The organism is Curtobacterium sp. ER1/6 (assembly GCF_001742745.1).
In the GTDB taxonomy this organism is placed as follows: domain Bacteria; phylum Actinomycetota; class Actinomycetes; order Actinomycetales; family Microbacteriaceae; genus Curtobacterium; species Curtobacterium citri.
Genome location: NZ_MJAK01000001.1, coordinates 31,314 through 58,163 on the forward strand (window position 1 = coordinate 31,314; position 26,850 = coordinate 58,163).

Sequence of the window (26,850 nt, forward strand, 5' to 3'; positions counted from 1 at the left end):
ATGGGAAAGACGCTCGCCGAGAAGGTGTGGGACGACCACGTCGTGGTCAAGGGCGAGGACGGGAACCCGGACCTCCTCTACATCGACCTCCACCTCGTGCACGAGGTCACGAGCCCGCAGGCGTTCGACGGCCTGCGCCAGGCCGGCCGTCCCGTGCGCCGCCTCGACCTGACGATCGCGACCGAGGACCACAACACCCCGACGCTCGCGATCGACCGGCCGATCGCCGACCCGACGAGCCGCACCCAGATCGAGACCCTGCGCCGCAACTGCGCGGAGTTCGGTGTCCGCCTGCACTCGCTGGGCGACAAGGAGCAGGGGATCGTGCACGTGGTCGGGCCGCAGCTCGGCCTGACGATGCCCGGCATCACGGTGGTGTGCGGCGACTCGCACACCTCCACCCACGGCGCGTTCGGCGCGATGGCGTTCGGCATCGGCACGTCCGAGGTCGAGCACGTCCTCGCCACGCAGACCCTGCCGCTGAAGCCCTTCAAGACGATGGCGATCACGGTCGAGGGCACGCTCCGACCGGGCGTCACGGCGAAGGACATCATCCTCGCCGTGATCGCGGAGATCGGCACCGGCGGCGGCCAGGGCTACGTGCTCGAGTACCGCGGGTCGGCCATCCGTGCGCTCTCGATGGAGGGCCGCATGACGATCTGCAACATGTCGATCGAGGCCGGGGCGCGCGCCGGCATGGTCGCGCCCGACCAGACGACGTACGACTACGTCCAGGGCCGCGACCACGCCCCGACGGGGCAGGACTGGGACGACGCCGTCGCGTACTGGGACACCCTCGCCACCGACGACGACGCCGTCTTCGACGCCGAGGTGTTCATCGACGCCGACGCGCTCGAGCCGTTCGTCACCTGGGGCACGAACCCGGGCCAGGGCGTGTCCCTGTCCGAGAGCGTCCCGGATCCCGCGCGCTACGACGACCCGAACGATCGGGCAGCGGCGCAGCGGGCGCTCGAGTACATGGACCTGCAGGCGGGCACGCCGATGAAGGACATCGCGGTCGACGCGGTGTTCATGGGCTCGTGCACGAACTCGCGCATCGAGGACCTCCGCGCCTTCGCATCGGTCATCCGAGGCCGCGAGAAGGCACCGGGCGTGCGCGTGATGGTCGTGCCGGGGTCCGCCCGGGTGCGGCTCGAGGCCGAGGCCGAGGGGCTCGACAAGGTCTTCACCGACTTCGGGGCGGAGTGGCGCTTCGCGGGCTGCTCGATGTGCCTCGGCATGAACCCCGACCAGCTCGCGCCGGGGGAGCGTTGCGCGAGCACGTCGAACCGCAACTTCGAGGGCCGGCAGGGCAAGGGCGGGCGGACGCACCTCGTGTCCCCGCTCGTCGCCGCCGCCACCGCCGTCCGGGGCACGCTCTCGAGCCCGTGGGACCTGGAACACGCCGAGTCGAACACCGTCCTCGAAGGAGCCGTCTGATGGACAAGACCACCACCGTCACCGGGATCGCCGCGCCCCTGCAGCGCTCGAACGTCGACACCGACCAGATCATCCCGGCGGTCTACCTCAAGCGCGTGACGAAGACCGGCTTCGAGGACGCGCTGTTCGCCGGCTGGCGCCAGGACCCGGAGTTCGTGCTCAACCAGGAGCGCTACCAGGGTGCCCGCGTGCTCGTCGCCGGACCGGACTTCGGCACCGGGTCGAGCCGCGAGCACGCGGTCTGGGCGCTCCGTGACTTCGGCTTCCAGGTCGTGGTCTCACCCCGTTTCGCGGACATCTTCAAGGGGAACGCGGGCAAGCAGGGCCTGGTCACGGCGATCGTGACCGAACCGGAAGTCGAGCGGCTGTGGGCCGAGATCGCGGCGAACCCGGGCATCGAGGCGACCGTCGACCTGGTCACGCAGCGCGTGTCGCTCGGCGCGGTGGACGTGCCCTTCGAGATCGACGCCTACACTCGTTGGCGGTTGATGGAAGGGCTCGACGACATCGGGCTCACCCTCCGTGACGAGACCTCGATCACGGAGTTCGAATCCCGCCGCTCCCGATGGCGGCCGAAGACATTGCCGGTGAAGTAGTGAACTCCCTCGTACAGGACGCAGCAGCAGCAGGGGCCCGCGTGGGCCTGAAGTCGGACGAGATCGTCATCCGGGGCGGCAAGCCGCTCGTGGGACGCATCGAGGTCCGCGGCGCGAAGAACCTCGCGACCAAGGCGATGGTCGCGTCGCTGCTCGGTGACACCCCGTCGATCCTCAAGGACGTGCCGGACATCTCCGACGTCAAGGTCGTCCGCGGCCTGCTCGAGGTGCACGGTGTGCGCATCACCGACCCTGCACGAGGCGAGCTCATCCTCGACCCGTCGAACGTCGAGTCGGCACACTTCGCCGAGATCGACGCCCACGCCGGTTCGAGCCGCATCCCGATCCTGTTCTGCGGCCCGCTGCTGCACAAGCTCGGCGAGGCGTTCATCCCCGACCTCGGCGGTTGCCGCATCGGCGACCGCCCGATCGACTTCCACCTCGACGCGCTCCGCGCGATGGGCGCGGTCGTCGACAAGCAGGTCAACGGCATCCACCTGACGGCTCCCAACGGCCTCAAGGGCGCGAAGATCGAGCTGCCGTACCCGAGCGTCGGCGCGACCGAGCAGGTCCTGCTGTCGTCGGTCCTCGCCGAGGGCGTCACCGAGCTCCGCAACGCCGCGATCGAGCCCGAGATCATGGACCTCATCGCGATCCTGCAGAAGATGGGCGCGATCGTCACGGTCGAGCCGAGCCGCACGATCTTCATCGAGGGCGTCGAGTCGCTCCGCGGGTACACCCACCGCGCGATCAACGACCGCAACGAGGCAGCCAGCTGGGCCTCCGCCGCGCTCGCCACGAACGGCGACATCTTCGTCGAGGGTGCCGACCAGCAGGACCTCATGACGTTCCTCAACGTCTTCCGCAAGGTCGGCGGCGGGTTCGACATCCAGGAGGACGGCATCCGCTTCTACCGCGAGCGCGAGGTCCTGCGCCCGGTCGTCGTCGAGACGGACGTCCACCCCGGCTTCATGACGGACTGGCAGCAGCCGCTCGTCGTCGCGCTGACCCAGGCCGAGGGCACGAGCGTCGTGCACGAGACCGTGTACGAGAACCGCTTCGGCTTCACCGACGCGCTGAACGAGATGGGTGCCGACATCGTCGTGCACAAGGAGGGCCTGCCCGGGCACGACCGCCGGGTCGCCCGTCGCCCCTTCGAGCAGGCCGCCGTCATCACCGGCCCGACGACGCTGCACGCCGCGAACGTGCGCGTCCCCGACCTCCGCGGTGGCTTCAGCCACCTCATCGCGGCCCTGACCGCCGAGGGCGAGTCGCACATCACGAACGTCGGCATCATCAGCCGCGGGTACGAGCACTTCATCCCGAAGCTGCGGAAGCTCGGCGCCGACTTCGACTTCGCGGGCTAGCCCGGTGGCGGCTGACGCGACCGGTCGCGGTCCGGCAGACGGAGCAGGGGACGGCCTGGAGGCACGGCGCACGTCCGCGACGGACGTCACCACGGGCCTCCCGGTCCCGGGGCGCCGGTGGCGCCGCGGTGAGCTGAACACGGCGTTCCGCATCACCGCGTCCGTCGTCATCCCGATCTTCCGGTTCTCGGCGCGGTACCACTGGCACGGGCCGAAGCGACTGCCCGAGGACGGCGCGTTCGTCCTCGCCCCGAACCACTTCACGAACATCGACCCGCTCGTGGTGGGCACGGCCGTGTGGCTGTCCCGCCGCGCGCCGCGGTTCCTCGCGAAGGCGTCGATCTTCCGGGTGCCGGTGGTCGGCAAGCTCATGTCCGGCATGGGGCAGATCCCCGTCGAGCGGTCCGGCCGCACGCGCCTGAACGACCCGCTCGGCGGCGGGAGGTCCGTCATCGAGCAGGGCGGGGCGATCATCGTCTACCCCGAGGGCACCCTCACCCGCGACCCCCACCTGTGGCCGATGCGCGGCAAGACCGGCGCGGTGCGGATCGCGCTCGAGAACGACGTGCCGATCATCCCGATGGCCCACTGGGGCACGCAGCGGATCATGCCGCGGTACGCCAAGAAGCTGCGGCTCTTCCCGCCGTCGCGCGTCGACGTGGTCGTCGGCGACCCGGTCGACCTGTCGGCGTACCGCGGTCGTCCGTTCGACCAGAAGACGCTCGTCGAGGCCACCGAGATCGTCATGCAGCGCATCACCGAGCTGCTCGAGGAGCTCCGCGGCGAGCAGGCCCCCGCGAAGCGCTGGGACCCGGCGGCGAACAACCAGAAGGAGACCGGCAAGTTTGAGTGACCACCGCCCGGGCCTCCGCCCGCACGAGGACCACCCGGACCCCGCCGTCGCCGCGCGCGGTGCGGTCGACACCGCCGCCATCCGCGTGGTGATGCAGTCCACCGACAAGCCGCGGGTCGCCGTGATCGGTGCCGGCAGCTGGGGGACCACCTTCGCCAAGGTGCTCGCCGAGGGCGGGGCGACGACGGTGCTCTGGGCCCGGCGTCCCGAGGTCGCCCGCGAGATCACCGAGACGAAGCGCAACTCCGGGTACCTGCCCGGCATCAACCTCCCGCGCACCCTCACCGCGTCGACCTCCCTCGAGCAGGTCCTCGCCGACGCGCAGCAGGTCTACGTGTCCGTGCCGTCGCAGTCGCTGCGGTCGAACCTCGACGCGATCGCGCCGCTGCTCGGCGACGACGTCCCCGTCGTCAGCCTGATGAAGGGCGTCGAGAAGGCCACGGGCCTCCGGATGAGCGAGGTGCTCCACGAGGGGCTCGGGATCGACCGCGACCGCATCGCCGTCGCGAGCGGCCCGAACCTGGCGCTCGAGATCGCGCGGCGGCAGCCGACCGCGGCCGTGGTCTCGTCCACGTCGATCGACACCGCCACCGCGGTGGCGGCGGTCGCCACGAACCCGTACTTCCGCTCGTTCACCAACACGGACGTCATCGGCACCGAGTTCGGCGGGGTGCTCAAGAACCTCATCGCCGTCGCGATCGGCATCGTCGACGGCGTCGGCTACGGCGAGAACACGAAGGCCTCGATCATCACCCGGGGCCTCGCCGAGATGACCGACTTCGCCGTGTCGCTCGGTGCGCAGCCCTCGACGTTGTCCGGGCTCGCGGGCCTCGGTGACCTCATCGCCACGTGCCAGTCGCCGCTGTCGCGGAACAACACGGCCGGCCGCCTGCTCGGCCAGGGGTACCGGTTCGACGAGGTCGTGCGGCAGATGGACCAGACCGCCGAGGGCCTGGCATCGGTCGCCCCGATCCTCGAGCTCGCGGCGGCGAACGGCGTCGACATGCCCATCGTCGGCCAGGTGGCCGAGGTCCTCGCCGGTAGGCTCGATCCGCGCAACATCGCGCCGCACCTCACCGAGACCGACGAGCCCCAGGGCGAGTGACCGGTCCGGGCCCGACCAGCAAGGGGACCCCCATGCCCACGATCGCCCCCGCGCCCACGACCGTCGCCGTGCTCTTCGGCGGCCGGTCCAGCGAGCACGAGATCAGCTGCGTCACCGCCGGCGGCATCATGGACGTCGTCGACCGCTCGGCGTACACGGTCGTTCCGGTCGGCATCACGAAGGACGGCGCGTTCACGCTGCAGTCCGACGACCCGGCCCAGTGGGCGCTCCGTGACGGCGCGCTGCCGACCGTGCCGGACAACGGCACGCGCGTGGCGTTCCCGACGTCGCCGGCGACGAACGAGCTCGTCGTCTCCCACCCGGACGGCACGGTCTCCACGATCGCGGTGGACGTGGTGTTCCCGATCCTGCACGGCCCGTTCGGCGAGGACGGCACGGTCCAGGGGTTCCTCGAGGTCGCCGGGCTGCCGTACGTCGGCGACGGCGTGCTCGCGAGCGCCCTGGCGATGGACAAGCACACGGCGAAGGCCGTGCTCGAGCACGCCGGGCTCCGGGTGGCCCCGTGGACGACGGTCCTGCGGCGCGAGTGGACGGCCGACCCGGACGGGGTCGCCGGCGCGGTCGCGACGCACGGCTGGCCGCTGTTCGTGAAGCCCGCCCGTGCCGGTTCCAGCATGGGCGTCTCGCGCGTCGACGAGCCCGCGCAGCTCGCGGCGGCGATGGACCTGGCGTTCGAGCACGACGCCAAGGTGATCGTCGAACCGCGGGTCGTCGGGCGCGAGGTCGAGGTCGCCGTGCTCGAGGGCCGCGACGGTGTGCCGCGCACGAGCCTGCCGGGCGAGATCGTCGTCGCCGAGGACGGCTTCTACGACTTCGCCTCGAAGTACCTCGGTGGGGACGAGGCGCTGCTGTGCCCCGCGCCGCTGACCGACGACGAGACCGCGGCGATCCGGGCCATCGGCGCCCGCGCGTTCGACGCCATCGGCGGCGCCGGACTCGCACGCGTCGACTGCTTCCTCACCGAGGACGGGTTCGTCGTCAACGAGGTCAACACCATGCCGGGCTTCACGCCCCTGTCGATGTACCCGCGCTGCTGGGCGGCGTCCGGGGTGTCCTACGGCGAGCTCGTCACGGAGCTCATCGAGCTGGGACGCACCGCCGTCCGCTGACGTCGCGGGCGCGGCAGCCCTGCACGCGGCACCTCTGCACGCGGCGGCCCTGCACGTCTCAGCCCTGCACGTCCGAGGGGTCCAGGCAGGCGTGTCCGTCCTTCGGCAGCAGCGACACGACGTCCGACAGGTCCTGGACGACCTGGTCCGTCGTCCTCGTGGCGTCGACGACGACCTGCACCGCGGGGGACCGGCCGAAGGTCGTGTAGACGACCTGCGCCCCGCGGTCGTCGCGGATCCAGTCGACCCCGCCCTTGCTGAAGCACGGCAGGTCGGACACCGTCGGCACCGCGACCCCGCAGCGGTACAGCGCCGCGGTCGGGTCGCCCCACGCTGCGGTCGACTGCGCGTCGGTGTTCCGCAGCGCCTGGTCGTTCCCGACGACCGCCGGCAGCCGGACCTGGACGGCGGCGCACTGGGCGGCATCGGCCGACGGAGCCGGGGCCATCGACACGGCGTTCGAGCAGCCCGTCAGCCCGGCGGCGAGGGCGACGAGGACGCCCGCGATCGCGGTCCAGCGGAGGGGGCGGCGCACGGTGTCCATCGACGTCCAGGCTACCGTTGCCCCGTGGACGCGACGTACGAGGCCTGGACCGGACCGACCGCGGGGGACACGGTCGGCACGGCCGGCGAGCTGGCGGTCCTCGACCGGATCGTCCGGCGCCTGCCCGCCGGCGCACCACTGCTCGGCCCCGGTGACGACTGCGCGGTCGTCGCCGCTCCGGACGGCCGCTTCGTCGTGACGACGGACATGATGGTGCACGGGCCGGACTTCCGTTGGGCGTGGTCGTCGCCCGCCGACGTCGGGTGGAAGGCGGCCGCGACGAACCTGTCCGACGTCGCCGCGATGGGGGCGGTGCCGACCGGGCTCGTGATCGCCCTCGCCGCACCGCAGGACACCCCCGTCGCGGTGCTCGAGTCCTTCGCCGACGGCGTGCGCGAGGCGGTGACGGCCCTGTCGCCCGGCTGCGGCGTCGTGGGTGGCGACCTGTCGACCTCCGCCACGTTCACGGTCTCGGTGACCGCGTTCGGCGACCTCGGCGGGCGGCCGCCCGTGCTCCGGTCGGGGGCCCGCGTCGGCGACGTGCTCGCGGTGTCCGGCGAGCTGGGCCGGGCGGCGCGTGGACTCGCACGCCTGTTCCGGGAGGGCGTCGACCCGCAGGGCGAGCCCTCGCGGGCGACGACGGTCGCGAGCGGAGCCGACACCGACCCGGACGTCGCCCGGCAGCGCCGTCCGGTGCCGCCGATCGCCGACGGTCCGGCCGCGGCCGCGGCGGGGGCGACCGCGATGCTCGACCTCTCCGACGGCCTGGCGATCGACGCCGGGCGCCTCGCCCGAGCCAGCCGGGTGACGCTCGAACTCGATGCAGACGGACCGCTCGACGAGTCGGCTGTGCACGGGGGCGAGGACCACGGCCTGCTCGCGACCTTCCCGCCGGGCGTCGCGCTGCCCGGGGGCTTCCGCCGGGTCGGGGTCGTCGTCGACCACGGGGCCGCGGACCTGGTGCGAGGTGGTGCGCCGGTCCCGACGACCGGGTGGGACCCGTACGCCGACTGGGACGGCGCCGCGGGCTGACCGCCGAGCCCCGCCTCAGGACGGCGTGACGGCCTCCCAGGCCACGGTCTCGCCGTAGCTGCGCTTGCTGAACGGGGCGAGCCCCGTCGGCCACGTCGGCTCCGGCGACCGCTTGCTGCGCTCGACGACGACGACGGCCCCCGCCGTCAGCCGTGGCACGAGTGCCTCGAGCACGTCGGCGATCTCCTCCTCGGCGACGTCGTAGGGCGGGTCGACGAAGACGAGGTCGAAGGTCCGCACGGTGCTGCGCAGGTACCCGAGCGCGGGCTGCGGTTGCACGTCGATCCGGACCCGCGGGACCCGCTGCTGCACCGCCTTCGCGTTCGCACGACAGGCCTGGACGGCCGGTGCGGCGCGGTCGACGAGCACGACCTCGACCGCACCGCGCGACGCCGCCTCGAGCCCGAGCGCGCCCGTCCCCGCGTACAGGTCGGCGACCGCCGCGTCGTCGACGAGCCCCCGCGCCTCGAGCGACGAGAACAGGGCCTCCCGGACGCGGTCGCTCGTCGGCCGGGTGCCGGACCTCGGCACGCGGAGCGCGGTGGATCCGGCGGCGCCGGCGATGATGCGGGTCATGCAGCCACCGTAGCGGCGTGCGTGCCGTCCACAGGGCGGTCGGGAGGCACCCGGTGCGTCGGTCGCGCCCGGTACCGTGGTCGCGTGGTCACCTCCGACACCTCCGACGCCGCGGCCCCGACGGAGTCCGCCGACCCCGCGGGACCCGCTGACGCCGTCGGGCCCCCGGACCTCGGGCCGGCGCCCCTCGACGCGCGGTTGGGCGGCGTGCTCGGCGGCCGGACGGCCAGGGCGATCGAGAAGGCGTTCGGGTACCGCACGGTCGGCGAGTTCCTCGAGCACGCGCCGCGCCGGTACGCGGAGCGCGGGGCACTGACTGCCCTCGACTCGCTCGCGATCGGGGAGTCCGTGACGATCGTCGCCGAGGTCATCGACGTCCGCGAGCGCACGATGCGCGCCCGCCGCGGCTCCATCCTCGAGGCGAAGATCGGCGACGGGAAGGGCCTGCTCACCCTGACGTTCTTCAACCAGGGCTGGCGCACGAAGGACCTCGTGCCCGGCGCCCGCGGCATCTTCGCCGGCAAGGTGGGCGACTACCGCGGCGCCCGCCAGCTCGCCCACCCCGACTACGAGCTGTTCGACGCCGACGACCCGCGCGCCACCGCCGACCCCGAGGACGAGGAGGCGATCCGCTGGTCCCGCCAGCCGATCCCGATCTACCCGGCGACGGCCTCGCTCACCTCGTGGCAGATCGCGAAGGCGATGGCGGTCCTCCTCGACACCCTGCCCGACCTGCCGGACCCCGTCCCGGCACCCGCGCGCACGCGCCTCGGCCTGGTGCCGTTCCGTCGCGCCCTCGAGCTCCTGCACCGGCCGGAGAAGGTCGCCGACTTCAAGCGGGCGCAGGACGCCCTGCGCTACCGGGAGGCGTTCGTGCTGCAGACGGCGCTCGTGCAGCGGCGGATCGCGGCCCGTGCGACCGCGGCGACCCCGCGGACGGCGTCGACCGGCGGCATCCTCCAGCGCTTCGACGCCTCGCTGCCGTTCACCCTGACCGACGACCAGCAGGCGGTGGGCTCCGAGATCGCGCACGACCTGGCGGGCGAGTGGCCCATGCACCGGCTCGTGCAGGGCGAGGTCGGCTCGGGCAAGACCCTCGTGGCGATCCGCGCGATGCTCACCGTGGCGGAGTCCGGCGGCCAGTCGGCCCTGATCGCGCCGACCGAGGTCCTGGCGGCGCAGCACCTCCGCTCGATCGTGAAGTTCCTCGGCCCGGACCTCGCCGCGGAGCTCAGGCCGGTCATCCTCACCGGCTCGCAGTCGACCGACGAGCGGCGCCGTGCCCTGCTCGCGGCCGCCTCCGGCAGCTCCCGGCTCGTCGTCGGGACGCACGCGCTCCTGGGCGACCGGGTCGACTTCGCCGAGCTCGGACTCGTGGTCGTCGACGAGCAGCACCGCTTCGGCGTGGAGCAGCGGGAGGCCCTGCGGACGAAGGGCGCGACGCCGCCGCACGTGCTCGTCCTGACGGCGACGCCGATCCCGCGCACCGTGGCGATGACGGTGTTCGGCGACCTCGACGTCTCGACCATCACCGGGCTGCCGTCCGGACGCGCGGGCATCGAGACCTTCGCGGTCGGCCTCGCCGAGCACCCCGGGTGGGAGGGGCGGATCTGGACGCGGATGGCCGAGGAGCTCGCCGCCGGGCGCCAGGCCTTCGTGGTCTGCCCGGCCATCGACGACGCGCACGCGGAGGACGACGGCGGCCCCGAGCCCGCCGAGGACGACACCCCGAAGCGCGCCCCGGCGACGGTGCTCGCGACGGCCGAGCGGATGCGGACGATGCCGGTCCTGCAGGGCCGGCGGATCGAGGTGCTGCACGGGCGCATGACCGCGGACGAGAAGGACCGCGTGATGACGTCCTTCGCGGCCGGTGACGTCGACGTGCTCGTGGCGACTACGGTGATCGAGGTCGGTGTCGACGTGCCGAACGCGTCGATGATGGCGGTCCTCGACGCCGACCGCTTCGGCGTCTCGCAGCTCCACCAGCTCCGCGGGCGCATCGGCCGCGGGCAGTACGCCGGCGTCTGCCTGCTCGTCACCACGGCCGAGGCCGAGACGACCGCACGCGAGCGCGTCGACGCGGTCGCGGCGTCCGACGACGGCTTCGAGCTCGCCCGGGTCGACCTCGAGCTCCGGCGCGAGGGCGACGTGCTCGGCGAGCGGCAGTCCGGCGGTCGGTCGTCCCTGAACCTGCTGCGCGTCGTCGAGCACGCCGACCTCATCGTCGACGCCCGGGGCGAGGCCGAGCGGGTCCTCGAGCCGGACCCGGAGCTCCGGGGGCACCCCGCGCTGCGCGAGGCCCTGGCCCGGCGCCTGGACGAGTCCGACGCCGCGTTCCTCGGCAAGAACTGACACCGGGGCGCCGGTATCGTCGCCGGCATGGCACAGATCGCGGTCGTCCCCGGTTCCTTCGACCCCGTGACCCTCGGGCACCTCGACGTGATCGGTCGCGCCGCACGGCTGTTCGACGAGGTGCACGTGCTCGTGGTGCACAACCCGGAGAAGCCGCCGGCGATGTTCGCCGCCGCCGACCGCGTGCGGCTCATCGAGCGGTCGCTCGCCGAGGTCGGCGTGCCGGACACCGTGCGCGTCGGGGAGTGGACCTCCGGGCTCCTCGTCGACTACTGCCGACAGGTCGGTGCCGGCGTGCTCGTGAAGGGCGTGCGGTCCGGCGAGGACGTGGCGTACGAGACGCCGATGGCGATCATGAACCGGCACCTGGCCGACGTCGAGACGGTGTTCCTCCTCCCGGAGGCCTCGCGGGCGCACGTGTCGAGCTCGCTCATCCGCCAGGTCGCCACGCTCGGGGGCGACGTGACCCCGTACGTGCCCGTCGTCGTCGCGGACGCGCTCGCGGAGCACCTCGCACGCTGACACGCCGCGACCCGGGCGTCCTCGACGTCCGCCGCAGATCGCGGTAGACTCGTCGATCGTGTCTTCCCCCGTGAACAGCCCCTACGCCCTGCGCGTGCGCGACCTCGCGCACCGTCCGGGCGAGATGCGCGAGCACTCGCTCGACGTCGCGGTGCCGGACGCGATGGGAGCCGGCCTGATCGCCGTGCGCGAGGGCGCCACGATGCAGCTCGACGTCAAGCTCGAGGGCCTCCACGAGGGCGTCCTGGTGTCCGGTCACGCGTCGGCCGAGGCGACCGGCGAGTGCTCGCGGTGCCTCATCGACATCAGCGAACCGGTCGAGGTCGATTTCGCCGAGCTCTTCGCGTACGATGTCTCGGAGGATTTCGACTTCTTCGTTCGCGATGACCACGTGGACTGCGAACCGGTCGTTCGAGATGCGGTGGTGCTGTCGCTGCCGTTCCAGCCGGTCTGCCGACCGGACTGCCCCGGCCTCGACCCCGTCACGGGTGAGCGGCTGGCCGACCTCGACGAGCACCCGGTGCACGAGGTCCTGGACCCCCGTTGGGCCGCACTGAGCGGATTCCAGGGTGCCGGCGACGACACCGACGGCAGCACCCCAACCCAGAGCCCCGAGGGCGACGGCCGCACGGCCTGACGCTCCTCGCCCCTGACCACCGACCAACCGAAAGAGAACCACCATGGCCGTTCCCAAGCGCAAGCAGTCCCGTGCCAACACGCACGCCCGTCGTTCGCAGTGGAAGGCCGCGCCGGTCCAGCTCGTGAAGACGATCGAGAACGGCAAGGTCACCTACAGCCTCCCGCACCGCGCGAAGGTCGTCGAGGACTCGGCCGGCACCGCCCTGTACATGGAGTACAAGGGCCGCAAGGTCGCCGACGTCTGATCGGACACCGCACATGACAGCGACGTCCGGCGCCGCGGGGTCCCGCCCCGTGGGGTCGGACGTCGTTCGTCTGCAGGGCATCCTGGGGGTCGACCTCGACCTCCAGCTGCTCCAGCTCGCCCTGACCCACCGCTCGTACGCTTACGAGCACGGTGGCATCGGGCACAACGAACGCCTCGAGTTCCTCGGGGACTCCATCCTCGGCCAGGCCGTGACCGTGAAGCTCTTCCGGTCCTTCCCCGACCTCGACGAGGGCGAGCTCGCCAAGCGGCGCGCGAGCCTCGTCTCGACGGTCGCCCTCGCCGAGATCGCCCGCATGATCGGGCTCGGCGCCTACCTGCGCCTCGGCAAGGGCGAGGAGCAGACGGGCGGCCGTGACAAGGCGTCCATCCTCGCCGACACGGTCGAGGCCGTCATCGGCGCGACGTTCCTGTCCGCCGGCCCCGACGACGCCACCGCGCTCGTGCTGCGCCTGGTCGAGCCGCTCCTGGTCGACCCCGCCCGCTTCGGTGCGGCGATGGACCCGAAGACGAGCCTGCAGGAGCTCGCCGCGAGCCTGACCCTCGGCAACCCCGCCTACCGCGTGACGGAGGAGGGCCCGGACCACGACAAGACGTTCCACGCCACCGTCGTGCTGCAGGGCGAGGACGTCGCGACCGGCTCCGGCTCGAGCAAGAAGACCGCCGAGATGGCCGCCGCGCTCGAGGCGTGGACGCGCCTGTCCGGCCGGGCGGCCTGACCGCGTGCCCGAACTCCCCGAGGTCGAGGTGGTCCGCGCCGGCCTCGAACCCGCCGTCAGCGGTGCGCGCGTGCTGCACGTGGACGTCGTCGACGACCGTGCGCTCACCCGGCACGACGGCCCCGCAGAGGACTTCGCCGAGCGGCTGACCGGCCGGACCGTCGCCGCGGCCGTGCGCCGCGGCAAGTTCATGTGGTTCCCGCTGGTGCCCGAACACGACGGCGACCGTCCCGAGGCGCTCGTCACGCACCTGGGGATGTCCGGCCAGGTCCTGCTCGGACGCGGTCGCCCGGCTGCGAAGCACCGCCGCATCCTGATCGACGTGCAGCCGACCGGTACCGACCGCGACGGTCGTCCGGAGGAACCGGTCGAACTCGAGTTCGTCGACCAGCGCACCTTCGGGTCGATGGCGATCGACGCGATGGTCCCGACGATCGACGGTGCCCCGGCCGGTACGGCCGGTGCGGTCGACGAACGGGAGCCGGACGCGGTGTGGCGGCGGCGCATCCCGACGCAGGTCTCGCACATCGCCCGCGATCCGCTCGACCCCGCGTTCGACGACGACCGGTTCGTCGCGACGGCACGGAAGCGGTCGAGCGGCATCAAGCGCGTCCTGCTCGACCAGGGCGTCGTGAGCGGCATCGGCAACATCTACGCCGACGAGTCGCTGTGGGCGGCGCGACTGCACTTCGACCGGCCCGCGGAGCGCCTGCCCCGCGCCGACCTGCACCGGCTGCTCGCCGAGGTCCGCAGCGTCCTCGGCCGGGCGCTCGAGGACGGCGGCACGAGCTTCGACGCGCAGTACGTCAACGTCAACGGGCAGTCCGGGTACTTCTCGCAGCGCCTGGCGGTGTACGGGCAGCAGGGGAAGCCGTGCCCGCGGTGCGGCACGACCATCGTCCGCGAGGCCTTCATGAACCGGTCGAGCCACCGCTGCCCCGTGTGCCAGCCCGCTCCGCGCCTGCGCAGGCGTTAGCCTGCCCGGAAGCGAGAGACTCCGGAGACCCGCATGCACTTGAAGAGCCTGACCATCAAGGGGTTCAAGTCCTTCGCGCAGCCGACGACGTTCGCGTTCGAGCCGGGTGTCACCTGCATCGTCGGGCCGAACGGGTCGGGCAAGTCCAACGTCGTGGACGCCCTCGCCTGGGTGATGGGGGAGCAGGGCGCCAAGACCCTCCGTGGCGGCAAGATGGAGGACGTCATCTTCGCCGGGACCTCGACGCGCGGCCCGCTCGGCCGCGCGCAGGTGCTCCTGACGATCGACAACAGTGACGGGCTCCTGCCGATCGAGTACGCCGAGGTGACGATCTCCCGCACGCTGTTCCGGAACGGCGGGAGCGAGTACGCCATCAACGGCGAGAACTGCCGTCTGCTCGACGTGCAGGAGCTCCTGAGCGACACCGGGCTCGGGCGCGAGATGCACGTCATCGTCGGGCAGGGTCAGCTCGACAAGGTGCTGCACGCCACCCCGGAGGACCGCCGCGGCTTCATCGAGGAGGCCGCCGGGATCCTCAAGCACCGCCGGCGCAAGGAGAAGACGCTCCGCAAGCTCGACGCGATGCAGACGAACCTGACCCGGTTGTCCGACCTCGCGGGCGAGATCCGGCGCCAGCTGAAGCCGCTCGGCCGACAGGCCGAGGTCGCGCGCAAGGCGCAGTCCGTCGCCGCGGTCGCGCGTGACGCGAAGGCGCGCATCCTCGCCGACGACGTGGTCCGGCTGCGCCGCGAGCTGCACGAACACCAGGCGGTCGAGACGGGTCGGAAGTCCGAGCGGGTCGTCCTGCAGGAACGCCTCGACCAGACGCGCGCCCGACAGCAGCAGGTCGAGCAGAGCATGGTCGGGGACGACGTCGATCGGGCCCGCACCGTGGTGCACCGCCTGGAGAGCGTGCAGGAGCGCCTCCGCGGCCTGTCGAGCCTGGCCAACCAGCGGCTCGTGTTCCTCGCGCAGCAGGCCGACGCCCCGCAGCAGGGACCGACGATCACGCCGGAGCGGGTGGAGGGTGTCCGCGCCGAGGCGCAGCGGCTCGAGGCGCGCGCCGCCGAGATGACCGCCGGCTCCGGTGCCGCCGCCGCGGCCGTGCAGGACGCCCGTGCCCGACTCGACGCACTCGACGAGGAGATCGCCGCGCAGGCCGCGCGGGTGTCCCGGCACGACCTCGAGGCCCAGCGGCTCGGTGCCGCCGTAGACGTCGCCCGCTCGCGTCGCACGTCCGTCGTCGCCGACCGCGACCGTCGGGCCCGTGCGCTCGCGGAGGCCGAGGAGCGCGCTGCCCGTGCCACGGCGGCGCTCGAGGAGATCGGCCTCGATCCCGCGGAGGGCGTCGACGTCGACGCCCTCGCCGCGGCGCACGACGAGGCCCGACAGGAGCTCGAGCGCACGCAGACCGCACGCGACGCCCTCCGCGACCGGCTGCACGCCCTCGAGCGCGAGCGGGACGCCCTGGACGCCCGCGTCGCCGCGCTCGGCATGTCGATCGACGTCCGTGACGGCTCGCAGGCCGTGGTCGACGCCCGGCGCGACGGCGTGCTCGGTCGCCTCGCCGACGCGCTGACCGTCGAGCCCGGCTTCGAGGCGCCGGTCGCGACGGCGCTCGACGGCCTGGCCGACGCCGTGCTCGCCGCCGACCGGGGCACCGCCCTCGCCACGGTCGCGCACGCCCGCGAGGCCGACCTCGGCCGCGTGGACGTCGTCGTCGCCGACGCCGTCGTCGACGGTCCGGGGCTGCCGAGCACGCTGCCGGCCGGTGTCCGGCCGGCGCTCGACGTGGTGCAGGGTCCGCCCGCGCTGACCGCGGTGCTCCGGACGACGCTGGTCGCGGTGGACGAGGACGTCGACCTGGAGGCCGTGCTCGCCGCCGCCCCGCACGCGACGGTCGTGACGCGCTCCGGTGACCTCGTGCGCACCGTCCGCGTGACCGGTGGCGGTGCCCGCACCGTGTCCCGCATCGAGCTCGTGGCCGAGCGGGACGACGCGCAGGGCCGTCGTGACGCGGTGGCGGCGGACGCGGCGGACGCGGCCACGGGCCTCCAGGCCGCGCGCACCGCCGTCGACGAGGCCCGCCGCCGTGCCGAGGAGACCGACCGCGCGCTCCGCGCGCACACCGCGGCGAAGGCCGAGTACGACCGGTCGAGCGCGTCCACGCGGGCGAGGGCCGAGAACGCCGTCGCCGAGGTGGACCGGCTGCGCGCCTCCTTCGCCGAGACGGACGGGGCGGTCGAGACCGTCGACCGCGCCGTGCGCGAGGCCGAGGAGGCCCGGCGGGTCTTCGACGAGGGGCCACGTCCGGTCGTCGACGCCTCCGGGCGGCCCGCGCTGCAGGAGGCGCTGGAGGGCGCGCGTGCGGCGCAGATCGAGCAGCGGATCCAGGTCGAGACCGTACGCGAGCGAGCGCGGTCGGAGCGGAACCGGGCGGCGGGGCTGCAGCGGCAGCTCGAGGCCGAGCGCGCTGCGGCCGAGGAGGCAGCGCGCCGGGCGGTCGTCCGGCGCGCCCAGATCGCGGTGGCCGAGGACGTGCTCGCGGACCTGCCCGGTGTGCTCGCCGCGGTCGACCGCTCGCTCGCGGAGGCCCGGGTCCGGCTCGCGTCCGAGGAGTCGGAGCGCACGAAGCGCAACACCGAGCTGCAGGTGATCCGGAACGAGGAGCGTGCGCTCCGCGACCGGCTGCAGACGATCACCGACGGCGTGCACTCGCTCGAGATGGAGATCTACGAGAAGAAGCTGCACGTGTCCGGCGTGCTCGACCGCGCGCAGAGCGAGCTCGGGCTGGGGGAGGCCGTGCTCGTCGCGGAGTATGGTCCCGACGTCCCGGTACCGGTCGACGTGCTGGTCGACCCGCGGGTGCTCGCCCGCCGGCACCGTGAGGCCGAGCGTGCCCGGGCGGCCGACGCCGTGGCCCGTGGCGACGGGGACCCCGCGGAGGACGTCGACGACGCGGACCTCGTGCCGGCCGAGTCGACCCTGCCCGGCGGACCCGCGCTGCCCGAGTTCGACGCCACCGACGGGGTCGACCCCGCCGACGTCGAGACCGTGCCGTACGTCCGCGCCGAGCAGGAGCAGCGGCTCGCGGCGGCCGAGCGGGACCTCGGCCGGCTCGGCAAGGTGAACCCGCTCGCACTCGAGGAGTTCCAGGCGCTCGAGCAGCGGCACGCGTTCCTCGCCGAGCAGCTCGACGACCTGCAGAAGACGCGCACGGACCTCCTCACCATCATCGAGGAGCTCGACACGAAGATGCAGACGATCTTCGAGTCGGCGTACAACGACACCAAGGCCGCGTTCGACGTGGTGTTCCCGATCCTCTTCCCGGGCGGGACGGGGTCCATCACGCTGACGAACCCGGACGACATGCTCGCGACGGGGCTCGACGTGCAGGTGAAGCCCGCCGGCAAGAAGATCGACCGCCTCACCCTGCTGTCCGGCGGGGAGCGGTCGCTCGCGGCGGTGGCGCTCCTGGTGGCGATCTTCACCGCGCGCCCGTCGCCGTTCTACATCATGGACGAGGTCGAGGCGGCGCTCGACGACGCGAACCTCGGACGACTGCTCACGGTGTTCGAGCGGCTCCGCGAGTCCTCGCAGCTCATCGTCATCACGCACCAGAAGCGCACGATGGAGATCGCCGACGCGCTGTACGGCGTCTCGATGCGGCAGGACGGCGTGTCCGCTGTCGTCGGTCAGCGGGTGCAGCGGCGCGAGCCCGCGGTCGCCTAGCGGACGCGAGAGCGGACGGACGGGAGGCGCGGTGCCGGCCGGCACCGCGCCTCCCGTCCGCAGACCGTCGCGACTACTCCGCGTCGGCCGTCACCGGCTCCTTCGGCTCGCCCGTCGGGGTGAGACCGCGCTCCTGGCGCTTCTTCGAGACCACCAGCGACGCGACCGTCGCGACGGCGATCGTCAGCGCGATGAAGCTCAGCGAGAACCAGATCGGGATCTCCGGCGCCCACTCGATGTGCTCGCCGCCGTTGATGAACGGCAGCTCGTTGACGTGCATGGCGTGGAACACGAGCTTCACACCGATGAAGGCGAGGATGACCGCCAGGCCCTGCCCGAGGTAGATGAGGCGTTCGAGCAGCCCCGCGATGAGGAAGTACAGCTGGCGCAGGCCCAGGAGCGAGAACGCGTTCGCGGTGAACACGATGAAGGCGTCCTGCGTCAGACCGAAGATCGCCGGGATCGAGTCGAGCGCGAAGAGCACGTCGGTGAGGCCGATCGCGACCATGACGAGCAGCATCGGGGTGAAGAGGCGCTTGCCGTCGACCTTCGCGGTCAGCTTGTCACCGTGGTAGTCGTCCGTGGTCGGGATGACGCGGCGCAGGATGCGGATGAGCCGGGAGTCGCCCTCCTCGGCACCGTGGTCGTTCCCGCTGCGGGCCTGCGACCACGCGAGCCAGAACAGCAGCGCACCGAACAGGTAGAAGACCCACGAGAAGTTCTCGATGATCGTGACGCCGAGGGCGATGAAGACACCGCGGGCGACGAGGGCGATCGCGACGCCGACCAGCAGCACCTTCTGCTGGAACTCCTTCGGCACCGCGAAGCTCGACATGATGATGAGGAAGACGAACAGGTTGTCGACCGACAGGGCCTTCTCGGTCAACCACCCGGCGAAGTACTCACCGCCGGCCTGGCCGCCGCCGAACACGAGGATGCCGACACCGAACAGGATCGCGAGGCCGACGTAGAACGCCGACCAGAACGCGGACTCCTTGATGTGCGGCACGTGCGGCGTCCGCACGTGGGAGTAGAAGTCGAACACCAGCAGCGCGAGGATGCCCGCGATGGTGAGGAGCCAGACGTAGAGGGGAACGTCCATCGGATGTCCTTCAGGTAAGGGCGTACGTGGGTACGCCGAGGCCTGAAGGTCTCCTCCGCCGCGTCGACCAGATGGTCCGACACGACCGGCGTCCCGGGTCTGGATCGTCCCAGACCGTACTGACGGGTGCGCCGAAGTGGAGTACTCCCCTTCAGGACCCAAGGGTACCGGGCGCTGCCCACCCGTGGCGCGCTCTAAGCTGGGAGCATGGCGAGTTCCTGGTCACTGTCCACCCGTCTCCGCGGCCTGTTCCAGCGGAAGACCATCGACGAGACCACGTGGGACGACCTCGAGACCGCGTTGATCGGTGCGGATTTCGGCCCCGACATCGCGGACGAGGTCATCGAGGACCTCCACGCGCGCGTCGACCGCTACGGCACGACCGACCCCGCGGACCTGCAGCGCATGCTCCGCGAGGTCCTCGAGGAACGACTGTCGAAGCTCGACACCACGCTCAAGCTCAGCGCCCGGCCCGCCGTCGTGCTCGTCGTCGGCGTCAACGGCGTGGGCAAGACGACCACGATCGGCAAGTTCGCGAAGTTCCTCCGCACGTACGACCGCACCGTCGTCGTCGGCGCGGCGGACACCTTCCGCGCGGCGGCGGTCGAACAGGTGGCCACGTGGGCGCAGCGCGCCGGCGTCGAGGTCGTCCGGCCGGCGCAGCCCGGACAGGACCCCGCGTCGGTCGCCTACCAGACCGTCGAGAAGGCGATCCACGACGGTACCGAGATCGTCGTCATCGACACCGCCGGTCGACTCCACACCAAGGCCGGCCTGATGGACGAGCTGACGAAGATCAAGCGCGTGGTCGAGAAGCAGACCGAGATCGCCGAGGTGCTCCTCGTGCTCGACGCCACCACCGGGCAGAACGGCCTCGCGCAGGCGCAGGCGTTCATCGAGGGCGCCGGCGTGACCGGACTCGTCATCACGAAGCTCGACGGCTCCGCCAAGGCCGGGTTCGTGCTCAGCGTGCAGGAGAAGACCGGCATCCCGATCAAGCTCATCGGGCAGGGCGAGGGCATCAACGACCTGACGGGCTTCACGCCGCACGTCTTCGTGCAGAACCTCGTGGGCTGACCCGGCAGACGGACGGGAGGCCCGGTACCAGCTGGTACCGGGCCTCCCGTCCGTCAGCACGTCCCCGCGCCGCACGCGCCTCACACGGCCTGGCGACCCGGCGCCGCGTCGAGCAGGTGGGCCAGGTGCGGCGGCACGGTGCCCCCGCGCGCCACCGTCGCGCGGGCCCACAGGCGCCCGGCCCGGTACGACGACCGGACCAGGGGGCCCGCGAGGACGCCGGCGAACCCGATCCGCTCGGCGACCTCGCGGAGTTCGACGAACTCCTCCGGCGCGACCCAGCGCGCGACCGGCAGGTGCCGGGGCGAGGGCCGGAGGTACTGGGTCAGCGTGACGATGTCGGTTCCGGCGTCGTGCAGCTGCTGCAGGGCGTCCTCCACCTCGTCGCGTTCCTCGCCCATCCCGAGGATGAGGTTGGACTTCGTGACCAAACCGGCGTCGCGACCCTGCGTGATGACGTCGAGCGAGCGCTCGAAGCGGAACGCGGGCCGGATGCGCTTGAAGATGCGCGGGACGGTCTCGACGTTGTGCGCGAACACCTCGGGTCGCGCGGCGAAGACCTGCCCGAGCTGGTCTGGTCTACCGTTGAAGTCGGGGACCAGGATCTCGACGCCGGTGCCGGGGGAGTGCGTGTGGATCGCGCGGATGGTCTCGGCGTAGAGCCAGGCACCCCCGTCCTCGAGGTCGTCGCGGGCGACGCCGGTCACGGTGGCGTACCTGAGCCCCATCTCGGCGACGGAGTCCGCGACGCGGCGGGGTTCGTCGCGGTCGAGGTCCTCCGGCTTGCCGGTGTCGATCTGGCAGAAGTCACACCGTCGGGTGCACTGCGAACCGCCGATGAGGAAGGTGGCCTCGCGGTCCTCCCAGCACTCGAAGATGTTCGGGCAGCCGGCCTCCTGGCACACGGTGTGGAGCTGCTTGTCGCGGACCAGGCCGGAGAGCTCGCGGAACTCCGGTCCCTGCGTCGCCCGCGTCTTGATCCACGCGGGCTTGACCTCGATGGGCGTCGCGGCGTTGCGGGCCTCGACGCGGAGCATCCGTCGGCCGTCGGGGGCGAGGGTCATGCGGCGACCTCCTGTCGCGTGGTGCTGATGCGGCTGCCGGCGTGCATGCCGTCCACCGCCTGCTGGATCCGGGGTCCGACGAGGGCGGCGACCTCGTCGACGGTGACGGGCCTGCCGGCGGCGCGGCTCAGGGTGGTGACGCCCGCGTCGGCGATCCCGCACGGCACGATCGCCGCGTAGGCGTCGAGCGCGTTCGTGCAGTTGATCGCGATGCCGTGGCTCGTGACCCCCTCGGCCACGTGCAGGCCGATCGCGCCGACCTTGTCGTGGTCCGCCCCGTCCGCGCCCGGGACCCACGCGCCGCTCCGCCCGTCGACCCGGACGGCGGCCACCCCGACCGCCGCGGCGACGTCGATGACGACCTGCTCGAGGTCGCGCACCCACGCCACGACGTCGAGCGGCTCCGCCAGCCGGACGATCGGGTAGACGACGAGCTGACCGGGGCCGTGCCAGGTGATGCGGCCGCCGCGGTCGACCTCGACCACGGGGGAGCCGTCCGTCGGCAGGTCGCTGGGCTCGGTGCGGCGTCCTGCGGTGTACACCGACGGGTGCTCGCAGAGGACCACGACGCCCGGCGACCGTCCGGCCACCACGTCGGACCGGTACCCGCGCTGCACCGCCACACCCGCCGCGTGGTCGAGCAGGCCGGGCCACCGGATGATCTCGAGTCCTCCCACGAGGAGCACCGTACGGCAGTTCCTGGACGGCGTCCAACAACCGGCACGAGCGTCCGCAGGGGCCGCGACGAGCGGGACGGTAGGATCGACGGATCATGGCGCAATTCGGCTCACTCTCCGATCGGCTGACCGAGACCTTCCGCAACCTGCGGAGCAAGGGTCGGCTGACCCCGTCCGACGTCGACGGCACCGTCCGCGAGATCCGCCGGGCGCTGCTCGACGCGGACGTCGCGCTCGAGGTCGTCAAGGCCTTCACCGCCTCGGTGCGGGAGCGCGCGCTCTCCGACGAGGTCAACAAGGCACTCAACCCGGCCCAGCAGGTCGTCCAGATCGTCAACGAGGAACTCGTCGGCATCCTCGGCGGCCAGCAGCGACGACTCGAGTTCGCGAAGCGGCCGCCGACGGTCATCATGCTCGCGGGCCTCCAGGGTGCCGGCAAGACGACCCTCGCGGGCAAGCTCGGCAAGTGGCTCAAGAAGGACGGCCACACCCCGATGCTCGTCGCGGCGGACCTCCAGCGTCCGAACGCCGTGCAGCAGCTGCAGGTCGTCGGTGAGCAGGCCGGCGTGCACGTCTTCGCGCCGGAGCCCGGCAACGGGGTCGGCGACCCGGTGAAGGTCGCGAAGAACGCGATCAAGGCCGCGGTCGACCAGCAGTACGACACCGTCATCGTGGACACCGCCGGTCGTCTCGGCGTCGACGCCGAGCTGATGAAGCAGGCGGCGAACATCCGCAAGGCCGTCGACCCGGACGAGGTCCTGTTCGTCATCGACGCGATGATCGGTCAGGATGCCGTGAACACCGCCCGTGCCTTCCAGGAGGGCGTCGACTTCACCGGCGTCGTCCTGTCGAAGCTCGACGGCGACGCCCGCGGTGGTGCGGCCCTGTCGGTCGCCAGCGTGACCGGCCGTCCGATCATGTTCGCGTCCACGGGCGAGGGGCTCGACGACTTCGAGCCGTTCCACCCGGACCGCATGGCGAGCCGCATCCTCGACCTCGGCGACATCCTCTCGCTCATCGAGCAGGCGCAGTCGGCGTTCGACGAGGACGAGGCCCGCAAGGTCGCCGAGAAGATCGCGACCGACTCGTTCACGCTCGACGACTTCCTCGCGCAGATGCAGCAGCTGCGCAAGGCTGGCTCGATCAAGGGCATGCTCGGCATGCTCCCGGGCGCAAAGGGCATGCGCGAGGCACTCGACAACTTCGACGAGGGCGAGATCGTCCGGACCGAGGCGATCATCCAGTCGATGACGAAGCAGGAGCGCCAGCTGCCGAAGCTCCTCAACGGCTCGCGGCGGCTCCGCATCGCCAAGGGTTCCGGCACGACCGTGACCGAGGTCAACGCCCTCGTGAACCGCTTCGAGCAGGCCGCCAAGATGATGAAGACCGTCGCGCGCGGCGGTGTGCCGCAGATGCCGGGCATGGGCCCCATCCCGGGCATGCACGGCGGCAAGAAGAAGCAGCAGCAGGGCGGCGCCAAGAAGAAGAAGGTCGGCAACCCCGCCAAGCGCGCGGCCCTGGCCTCCGGTGCGGCGGCGCAGCCGCAGCAGCAGGCGCCGAGCGGGTCGGGCTTCGGCTTCGGTGGCGGTGCCAAGGGCGGGAAGGCGCCGAGCGAGGAAGAGCTCGCCAGTCTGCAGAAGTTCCTGGGCCGCTGATCGCGACCCGTGCAGACGGGAGGCCCGTGGCGGATCCGCCACGGGCCTCCCGTCTGCACGGGGTCGCGGCTAGAGCGACTCCCGCAGCTCCGTCACCAGGTGACGGACGACCGCCCGGAGGTCGCCACCGTTCTCCTGCGCGACCCGGAGCTGCCGCTGGTACGACGCGCCGTCGGCGATCATCGTGTCCAGGTGGTGCAGCTCCTGCTGGCAGCCGAGCCGCTCGGCGATCGGGTCGAGGCGTCCGACCAGGTCGTGGACCTCGTCCGTGACCAGGCGTTCGTCGCCGGCGGCGTTCGTGATGATCTCCGCCTCCATGCCGTAGCGCGCCGCGCGCCACTTGTTCTCGCGGATGAACCACGGCTGCATCGACGGCAGGGTCTCGCCGCGGTCGAGCCGGTCGGAGAGCGCCGTGACCAGGCACTGGACGAACGCGGTGACGGCGCCGACCTCGTGCAGGGTCGAGATGCCGTCCGAGACGCGGTTCTCGAGCGTGCCCCAGCCGGGCGACGGGCGGATGTCCCACCGCAGGTCCTTGAAGCCCTCGATCACGCCGGTCCTCGTCAGGTCGTCGACGACGGTCTCGAAGTCGGCCCACCCGGTGACGTCCGGCGGCAGCCCACCGGTCGGCAGCTGCTGGAACATGAGCGCCCGGTTCGACGCGTAACCGGTGTCGGTGCCGCCCCAGAACGGGCTCGACGCGGTGAAGGCCTGCAGGTGCGGCACGTAGGCGAGCATCGCGTTCATGATCGGCACCGCCTTGTCGCGGTCGTCGATCCCGACGTGCACGTGGACACCCCAGATGAGCATCTGCCGACCCCACCAGCGCGTCCGGTCGATGAGCGTCGTGTAGTGCTCGCTGTCCGGGGTGATCTCCTGCTGGTCCCACACCGCGAAGGGGTGCGTGCCCGAGCACATCACCTGTGCGTCGAGGGGCTCGGCCGCGTCGACGACCTCGCCGATGATGCCCGCGAGCTCCCGCGTCGCGCCGCCGACCGTGTCGTGCACGCCGGTGACGACCTCGACCGTGTTCGTGAGGAGCTCCTCGGTGACCCGGTCGGGGTCGCCGAGGCGTTCCTGCACGGCGGAGATCACGGCGGGGGCACGGGGCGCGAGGTCGCCGGTGTCGCGGTCGACCAGCGGGAGCTCCCACTCGACGCCGAGGGTCGACGGGCGGGACTCGGTGAAGCGGATGTCCATGCAGCCATCCTGCCCGTCGGGTTGGAGGGTCGGCACAAGGAACTCGGACCGCACCACGTCGTCGGGCAGAGTGGTGTCATGAGCACCGTCGCTTCGACGCCCGTGGTCCCGGACGTGCTCCGGACCGTCGCGTCGCCCTGGACCCTCGGACCGCTGCACCTGCGGAACCGGGTGGTGATGGGGTCGATGCACACCGGGCTCGAGGTGCTCGACGACGGCGGGGCCGCCCTCGCCGCGTTCTACCGCGAGCGCGCGGCCGGGGGCGTCGGCTGCATCGTCACGGGCGGGATCGCGATCAGCGACGAGGCCCGCGGGGGCCCGGACTTCGCGGTGTTCGGCGCCGGGGGAGCGGACGAGCGCTTCCGCGTCGCGGTCGAGGCCGTGCACGAGGAGGGCGGGGCCGTCCTCGCGCAGCTGTTCCACGCGGGGCGGTACGCACTCGCCAGCGGGATGGTCGACCGGCACGGACGTCCCCAGCGCGTCGTGGCGCCCAGCGCGTTGCCGTGGGCCGCGGCCCGTGGTGTCGTGCCGACGGAGCTGTCGGCGGACGAGGTCGGCCGGACCGTCGAGGACTTCGCCGCCGCTGCCCGGGCGGCCCGGGCGATCGGCTTCGACGGGGTCGAGATCATGGCGTCGGAGGGGTACCTGGTCAACCAGTTCCAGTCGCCGCTGACGAACCTGCGTGACGACGAGTGGGGCGGGGACGCCGTCCGTCGGCGCCGCTTCGCGGTCGAGGTCGTGCGGGCCGTCCGCAGCGCCGTGCCGGACCTCGCCGTCACGATCCGGCTGTCGGGCGCGGACCTCATGCCGGGGTCGACGACCGAGGACGAGGTCGACGCCCTCGTGCACGACCTGCTGCCGCTCGGCCTCGACGGCATCTCCGTGGGGATCGGCTGGCACGAGTCGCGCACGCCGACCGTGCAGGCGGCGGTGCCGCACGGGGCGTGGCTCGCGTACGCGGCCCGGGTCGCCCGGGTCGTGCGGGCGTCGGACCACCCGGAGGTCCGGGTGATCGCGTCGAACCGGATGACCGACCTGCGGGACGGCGAGGCCGTGCTCGGCGACGGGCTCCTCGACGCGGTGGCCCTGGCCCGGCCGTTCCTCGCCGACCCCGACCTGGTGCGGCGCTCGCTCGACGGCCGCTTCGACCTCGTCAACACCTGCATCGGCTGCAACCAGGCCTGCCTCGACCGCTCGATCGTCGGTACGCCGGTCTCCTGCCTGGTGAACCCCCGTGCCGGCCGCGAGCTGGCGTTCCCCGCCCGTCCGACGACCGCGCCGAAGCGGGTCGACGTGGTGGGCGGTGGTCCCGCGGGGCTCGCGGCCGCCGTGGACGCCGCACGGCGTGGACACCGCGTCACCCTGTGGGAGGCCGACCGTGCCCTCGGCGGGCAGTTCGCCCTCGCCGCGGCGATCCCGGGCAAGGAGGACTACGCCGCCACCGTCCGTGCCGCACGGGCCGAGCTCGACGACCGCGGTGCCACGGTCCACCTCGGACGGCCGGCCACGACCACGGACCTGCTCGGCAGCGACGCCGTCGTGCTCGCCCCCGGTGTGGTCCCGCGCGTGGTCGACCTGCCGGGCGCGGACCTGCCGCACGTGGTGTCGTACGAGACGGCGCTCCGCGACGGCGTCCCACCGGGCACCGTCGCGATCGTCGGCGGGGGAGGCATCGGCGTCGACACCGCGGCGTTCCTGGTGGAGTCGCCCGACGAGGTCGTCCGCGCCGCGGCGTTCGCCGAGCGGTGGGACGTCGACGTCGCCGCGGACGTCATCGGCGACGTGCCGCAGCGGCTGCCGGCGTCGGACCGGTTGCTCCGGCCCGGGGACCAGGTGACGGTGCTCCGCCGGTCGGGCCGGTTCGGGCAGGGCGTCGGCATCACCTCGCGGTGGGTCGCGGTCGGGCGGCTGCGGGACGCCGGGGTGCGGATGGTCGGCGGCGTGCAGGAGTACCTCCGGATCGAGCCGGGCGCGCTCTGGATCCGCGACGAGGACGGGCTCGAGCGGGCGGTCCCGGCCGACCACGTGGTGGTGTGCGCCGGCCAGGAGCGGGCGTCCCGACCGGACACCGACGGCGTCGACGGCCTGGTGGCGGCGCTCCGTGCGGCGGGTGTCGCGCACGAGGTGGTCGGCGGTGCCCGGGACGCCCGGAGCGTCGACGCGGTGCGGGCGACGAGCGAGGCGCTCGAGGCCGTCCGACGCCTCGCGCCGTGACCCGGTGATGCAC

General features: G+C 72.6%; 23 protein-coding genes. 17 read left to right on the forward strand and 6 right to left on the reverse strand.

Annotated features, from left to right (window positions below; genetic code table 11):
* The 6 genes from leuC to Cus16_RS00180 all read left to right on the forward strand — a co-directional run bounded on the left by leuC (nt 1) and on the right by Cus16_RS00180 (nt 6,491).
* Nucleotides 1-1,440 (forward strand): 3-isopropylmalate dehydratase large subunit, encoded by a 1,440-nt coding sequence (leuC, locus tag Cus16_RS00155; RefSeq protein WP_069710659.1) that lies wholly within the window; start codon nt 1-3, stop codon nt 1,438-1,440.
* Nucleotides 1,440-2,036, forward strand: coding sequence for a 3-isopropylmalate dehydratase small subunit (leuD, locus tag Cus16_RS00160; RefSeq protein ID WP_069710660.1), 597 nt, complete (start codon nt 1,440-1,442; stop codon nt 2,034-2,036). Before leuC ends, leuD begins: the two co-directional genes overlap by 1 nt.
* Nucleotides 2,036-3,403, forward strand: a complete 1,368-nt coding sequence (gene murA, locus Cus16_RS00165) for a UDP-N-acetylglucosamine 1-carboxyvinyltransferase (protein WP_069710661.1) — start codon at nt 2,036-2,038, stop codon at nt 3,401-3,403. The genes leuD and murA overlap by 1 nt, the downstream gene beginning before the upstream one ends.
* A gap of 4 nt (nt 3,404-3,407) precedes the next feature.
* The gene (locus Cus16_RS00170; protein ID WP_141718745.1) at nt 3,408-4,256 is read left to right on the forward strand and encodes a lysophospholipid acyltransferase family protein; all 849 of its coding nucleotides are present in this window, start codon (nt 3,408-3,410) and stop codon (nt 4,254-4,256) included.
* Between the two features lie 91 nt (nt 4,257-4,347).
* Nucleotides 4,348-5,361: an NAD(P)H-dependent glycerol-3-phosphate dehydrogenase gene (locus tag Cus16_RS00175; protein ID WP_069711316.1), complete on the forward strand. Its 1,014-nt coding sequence runs from the start codon at nt 4,348-4,350 to the stop codon at nt 5,359-5,361.
* Between the two features lie 32 nt (nt 5,362-5,393).
* Nucleotides 5,394-6,491 (forward strand): D-alanine--D-alanine ligase family protein, encoded by a 1,098-nt coding sequence (locus tag Cus16_RS00180; RefSeq protein WP_069711317.1) that lies wholly within the window; start codon nt 5,394-5,396, stop codon nt 6,489-6,491.
* A gap of 58 nt (nt 6,492-6,549) precedes the next feature.
* On the opposite strand, the gene Cus16_RS00185 is transcribed toward Cus16_RS00180, so the two are convergent.
* Complete coding sequence (locus Cus16_RS00185; RefSeq protein ID WP_069710662.1) at nt 6,550-7,035, reverse strand: DUF3515 family protein; 486 nt, start codon at nt 7,033-7,035, stop codon at nt 6,550-6,552.
* 24 nt (nt 7,036-7,059) lie between these two features.
* Here Cus16_RS00185 and thiL point away from each other — a divergent pair, with 24 nt between their 5' ends.
* The gene (gene thiL, locus Cus16_RS00190; RefSeq protein WP_069710663.1) at nt 7,060-8,067 is read left to right on the forward strand and encodes a thiamine-phosphate kinase; all 1,008 of its coding nucleotides are present in this window, start codon (nt 7,060-7,062) and stop codon (nt 8,065-8,067) included.
* 15 nt (nt 8,068-8,082) lie between these two features.
* On the opposite strand, the gene Cus16_RS00195 is transcribed toward thiL, so the two are convergent.
* Complete coding sequence (locus Cus16_RS00195; protein ID WP_069710664.1) at nt 8,083-8,643, reverse strand: RsmD family RNA methyltransferase; 561 nt, start codon at nt 8,641-8,643, stop codon at nt 8,083-8,085.
* A gap of 207 nt (nt 8,644-8,850) precedes the next feature.
* Here Cus16_RS00195 and Cus16_RS00200 point away from each other — a divergent pair, with 207 nt between their 5' ends.
* The 7 genes from Cus16_RS00200 to Cus16_RS00230 all read left to right on the forward strand — a co-directional run bounded on the left by Cus16_RS00200 (nt 8,851) and on the right by Cus16_RS00230 (nt 17,848).
* Nucleotides 8,851-10,995: an ATP-dependent DNA helicase RecG gene (locus Cus16_RS00200; protein WP_223246513.1), complete on the forward strand. Its 2,145-nt coding sequence runs from the start codon at nt 8,851-8,853 to the stop codon at nt 10,993-10,995.
* 27 nt (nt 10,996-11,022) lie between these two features.
* Complete coding sequence (gene coaD / locus Cus16_RS00205) at nt 11,023-11,517, forward strand: pantetheine-phosphate adenylyltransferase (protein ID WP_069710665.1); 495 nt, start codon at nt 11,023-11,025, stop codon at nt 11,515-11,517.
* 70 nt (nt 11,518-11,587) lie between these two features.
* Complete coding sequence (locus Cus16_RS00210; RefSeq protein ID WP_069710666.1) at nt 11,588-12,154, forward strand: YceD family protein; 567 nt, start codon at nt 11,588-11,590, stop codon at nt 12,152-12,154.
* A gap of 43 nt (nt 12,155-12,197) precedes the next feature.
* The gene (rpmF, locus tag Cus16_RS00215; RefSeq protein WP_058728177.1) at nt 12,198-12,401 is read left to right on the forward strand and encodes a 50S ribosomal protein L32; all 204 of its coding nucleotides are present in this window, start codon (nt 12,198-12,200) and stop codon (nt 12,399-12,401) included.
* Between the two features lie 13 nt (nt 12,402-12,414).
* Nucleotides 12,415-13,140 carry a ribonuclease III gene (gene rnc / locus Cus16_RS00220; protein WP_069710667.1) on the forward strand — a complete coding sequence of 242 codons (726 nt, stop codon included), beginning with the start codon at nt 12,415-12,417 and terminating at the stop codon, nt 13,138-13,140.
* 4 nt (nt 13,141-13,144) lie between these two features.
* Nucleotides 13,145-14,116: a bifunctional DNA-formamidopyrimidine glycosylase/DNA-(apurinic or apyrimidinic site) lyase gene (gene mutM / locus Cus16_RS00225; protein WP_069710668.1), complete on the forward strand. Its 972-nt coding sequence runs from the start codon at nt 13,145-13,147 to the stop codon at nt 14,114-14,116.
* A 33-nt stretch (nt 14,117-14,149) separates the two neighbouring features.
* Nucleotides 14,150-17,848: a chromosome segregation SMC family protein gene (locus Cus16_RS00230; protein WP_069710669.1), complete on the forward strand. Its 3,699-nt coding sequence runs from the start codon at nt 14,150-14,152 to the stop codon at nt 17,846-17,848.
* Between the two features lie 73 nt (nt 17,849-17,921).
* Here the strand turns inward: Cus16_RS00230 and Cus16_RS00235 are convergent, their stop codons facing one another.
* Complete coding sequence (locus tag Cus16_RS00235; RefSeq protein ID WP_069710670.1) at nt 17,922-18,950, reverse strand: TerC family protein; 1,029 nt, start codon at nt 18,948-18,950, stop codon at nt 17,922-17,924.
* 207 nt (nt 18,951-19,157) lie between these two features.
* Here Cus16_RS00235 and ftsY point away from each other — a divergent pair, with 207 nt between their 5' ends.
* Nucleotides 19,158-20,027, forward strand: a complete 870-nt coding sequence (ftsY, locus tag Cus16_RS00240) for a signal recognition particle-docking protein FtsY (RefSeq protein ID WP_069710671.1) — start codon at nt 19,158-19,160, stop codon at nt 20,025-20,027.
* Between the two features lie 80 nt (nt 20,028-20,107).
* Here the strand turns inward: ftsY and lipA are convergent, their stop codons facing one another.
* A complete protein-coding gene (gene lipA, locus Cus16_RS00245; protein ID WP_189319499.1) occupies nt 20,108-21,091 on the reverse strand; it encodes a lipoyl synthase in 984 nt (327 codons plus the stop codon).
* Nucleotides 21,088-21,753 carry a lipoyl(octanoyl) transferase LipB gene (gene lipB, locus Cus16_RS00250; RefSeq protein WP_411266598.1) on the reverse strand — a complete coding sequence of 222 codons (666 nt, stop codon included), beginning with the start codon at nt 21,751-21,753 and terminating at the stop codon, nt 21,088-21,090. The genes lipA and lipB overlap by 4 nt, the downstream gene beginning before the upstream one ends.
* A gap of 110 nt (nt 21,754-21,863) precedes the next feature.
* On the opposite strand from lipB, the gene ffh reads away from it, so the two are divergent.
* A complete protein-coding gene (gene ffh, locus Cus16_RS00255) occupies nt 21,864-23,423 on the forward strand; it encodes a signal recognition particle protein (RefSeq protein ID WP_069710673.1) in 1,560 nt (519 codons plus the stop codon).
* A gap of 69 nt (nt 23,424-23,492) precedes the next feature.
* On the opposite strand, the gene Cus16_RS00260 is transcribed toward ffh, so the two are convergent.
* Entirely contained in the window at nt 23,493-24,623 is a 1,131-nt protein-coding gene (locus tag Cus16_RS00260) for a glutamate--cysteine ligase (protein ID WP_069710674.1), read from the reverse strand.
* Between the two features lie 78 nt (nt 24,624-24,701).
* On the opposite strand from Cus16_RS00260, the gene Cus16_RS00265 reads away from it, so the two are divergent.
* Nucleotides 24,702-26,837 carry an FAD-dependent oxidoreductase gene (locus tag Cus16_RS00265; protein ID WP_069711321.1) on the forward strand — a complete coding sequence of 712 codons (2,136 nt, stop codon included), beginning with the start codon at nt 24,702-24,704 and terminating at the stop codon, nt 26,835-26,837.
* The last annotated feature ends 13 nt before the right edge of the window (nt 26,838-26,850 follow it).